This is a genomic window from Rhodococcus sp. EPR-134 (genome assembly GCF_001647205.1).
Lineage (GTDB): Bacteria > Actinomycetota > Actinomycetes > Mycobacteriales > Mycobacteriaceae > Rhodococcus_F > Rhodococcus_F qingshengii.
The window spans coordinates 1-2,531 of the sequence record NZ_LVCT01000068.1 but is presented as its reverse complement, the minus strand read 5'-3'; the positions used below and the strand labels follow the sequence as shown (position 1 = coordinate 2,531).

3 protein-coding genes are annotated in these 2,531 nt (G+C 62.8%); 2 read left to right on the top strand and 1 reads right to left on the bottom strand.

Annotation, left to right across the window (positions count from 1 at the left end; genetic code table 11):
* Together A2J01_RS03455 and A2J01_RS03450 are read left to right on the top strand one after the other, a co-directional pair.
* The coding region (locus A2J01_RS03455; protein ID WP_156519146.1) for an aminotransferase class I/II-fold pyridoxal phosphate-dependent enzyme at positions 1 to 638 on the top strand (638 nt) is incomplete at its 5' end.
* Positions 639 to 695: 57 nt separating this feature from the next.
* Positions 696 to 1,142, top strand: coding sequence for a MarR family winged helix-turn-helix transcriptional regulator (locus A2J01_RS03450; RefSeq protein WP_007734451.1), 447 nt, complete (start codon positions 696 to 698; stop codon positions 1,140 to 1,142).
* Between the two features lie 6 nt (positions 1,143 to 1,148).
* Here the strand turns inward: A2J01_RS03450 and A2J01_RS03445 are convergent, their stop codons facing one another.
* Positions 1,149 to 2,357 (bottom strand): macrolide family glycosyltransferase, encoded by a 1,209-nt coding sequence (locus A2J01_RS03445; protein ID WP_064111953.1) that lies wholly within the window; start codon positions 2,355 to 2,357, stop codon positions 1,149 to 1,151.
* Positions 2,358 to 2,531 lie beyond the last annotated feature (174 nt).

Sequence of the window (2,531 nt, the reverse complement as noted above, 5' to 3'; positions counted from 1 at the left end):
GGTCGCCGTCGTTGGCTGACAAGGTTCTCGACACCGTCCGTCGGCACGGCGCATTCCTCATCGAGGACAGTTCGGCGCTCGACTTCGGAATCACCGCAGATCCCAGCCCCATCGCTGCACGAGACGACAGCGGTCACGTCGTCTACCTTCGTGCGCTGACCAAGAGCGTGTCCCCATCGGTGCGAGTTGCCGGATTGATCGCTCGGGGTCCGGCGTACGAGCGGATTCTGGCTGATACACAGGCAGATTCGATGTACGTCAGCGGCATGCTGCAAGCGGTAGCGCTCGACGTCGTGACCCAACCGGCCTGGCGAACGCACTTGCGTAGGCTTCGTCACCAACTCGAGGCCAGACGCGACCTCCTCGTGTCGAGTCTGCGCGAGCACGCGCCGGACGCTCACCTCGACGCCGTACCGAAAGGCGGACTCAACCTCTGGCTTCGGCTCCCGGACACCACGAACGTCGAACGCGTGGTGCAGGACTGCCGGTCGGCCGGCGTCATCGTCGGGGCCGGCGACGATTGGTTCCCGGCAGAACCGACTGGAAAGTTCTTGCGGCTCAACTACGCCGGACCGAACCCGGGTGAGTTCCCCGACGCCGCCCGCATTATCGGCAGAGCAATCACGCAACATATGTAGAACTTCACCTCGCTGGTGGTTGACCTGAACTTCCGTTGAGGTTTTATCGTCGTGTGCATGAACAAACAAGCGATGCAGCCACCGGCCAACCAGCCGATCGGATTCTGGACCGCGCGAGCCGGTGAAGCGATTCGCACGCGCACGCGCGGAGCACTCGAAGCGATCGGCGTCACCCAGCCGGGGTGGTGGGTCCTGCACCAACTTTCGCTGCACCCTGAAGGGGTGGAGCGTGCTGTCCTCTTGCGGACGATCGGTCCGAACGAATCCACCGACGTGATCGATGACGCCGTCGACTCTGCCCTCGAACTGGGGTGGGCGCGCGAAGACGGGTCTGTCCTTCGCCCGACTGATGCGGGCTCCGAGCAGTTCGATCGCGCCGCGCGGGTACAGCAGATGCTGCAGGAAGAGCGGATGCAGGGAATCACCGAAGAGGAGTTTGTCACCACCATCACTGTGCTGCAGCGAACCATCAAGAACGTGGGCGGCGACGCCTGGCACTGGTAGCAGACATTATCTGGGCCCGCTGCCGGGTAGAGCGGCTTCGATCAATTCGACGGCGCGGGACACACCGCCCGCCGCTGCGAGTTCTTCTGCCAACTCCGCGCTGCGTCGGCGGAACTCGTCGGCGCTCACCAGAGTCAGCGCCTCACGAAGCTCTACTGCCGTGACGGTAGCGCTGTCGACGCGTACTGCGACACCGGCGTCGACGAGCGAGTCGGCGTTGCCGAACTGATCGACGGCTTGCGGCACTGCGATCATGGGTGTCCCGGTCACCAGTCCCTCGCTGGATCCGCCCATACCCGCGTGGGTCACGAACGCGTCGGCCTGCTGCAGAATCGCGAACTGCGGTACCCAACGGTGTATTTCGACGTTGTCGGGCAATGGTCCGAGATCTGAGATCTGCACCTGCTTTCCGATCTGGAGGACGACGTGCCAGCCGTCCATCTGGCCGAAAGCCTCGACGCAGGTGCGGTAGAAATCCGGATGATCGGTGAATGCTGAACCCAGCGAGATCAACAAGAGCTTGCGTTCGGGATCCGGGTTCACCCAAGGTTGACTGCTCGGTTCGAGTGCGGGGCCGACGAACGTGTAGACGTCGCGGTTCACGCGTTCGGCGTTGGGCTGCATCGATTCTGCGATCAGCACGATTGCACGGGGTGGGCGTCCGGTGAACTCACGTGGATCGACCTCGACGCCTTCGGCGCGGAAGAACCGGGTCTCCCGATCGAGCAGGTCGACGCCTCTCGGATCGGAACGAATTTCGTCGTACATCGGTGCGGCGTCGGCTTCGTAACCGTCCCAGGCAACGTACGTCGGCGATAACTGGATGATGGGAACGCCCCACTGCTGAGCCAGTATTCGTGCCGGAATGCCGGCGATGTCGTAGAGAAAGAGGTCAGGGCGATCGTCTTCGTAGATTCGGCGTAGCTGCGGCAGCATCGACTCGTAATCGTCCTGGAAAATCGTCAACTGATCGATCAGATCCCCGTCCCAGCTCTTCTCGGGTTCGGCGCCGTCGGGAGAAGGGACGAGGCTGGGCAGCGTGGAGACGTACGGTGCGAATTCGGCCCCGGTCGCCTCGATGATCTCACGCATCGACTCGTCGTTGGCATAGGTGACGCGGTGACCGGCGGCGACGAGACGCGCGATGATCGCCAGGCTCGGATTGACGTGGCCCGGTGCCGGAATGCTCACCATGGCGATATGTCTGCGGGTCATCGATCACTCCTGCCGTCTGACTGTTCTGGAACAACTCCGGATACCGGACCGAGACTATCCACCAGGATGGGTAACGGCATCTGATTTTTGCCGGGGAAGTACCGTGCGCACTCGAGTAGGACTACGCATCCGAGTGCCGGGATGGGCGAGCAGACTTCGAAGCATGAGCACACC

Excerpts from the sequence above, each read along its gene's own strand:
- A2J01_RS03450 (WP_007734451.1), top strand. The coding sequence starts at position 696 with ATGAACAAACAAGCGATGCAGCCACCGGCCAACCAGCCGATCGGATTC.
- A2J01_RS03445 (WP_064111953.1), bottom strand. The coding sequence starts at position 2,357 with ATGACCCGCAGACATATCGCCATGGTGAGCATTCCGGCACCGGGCCAC.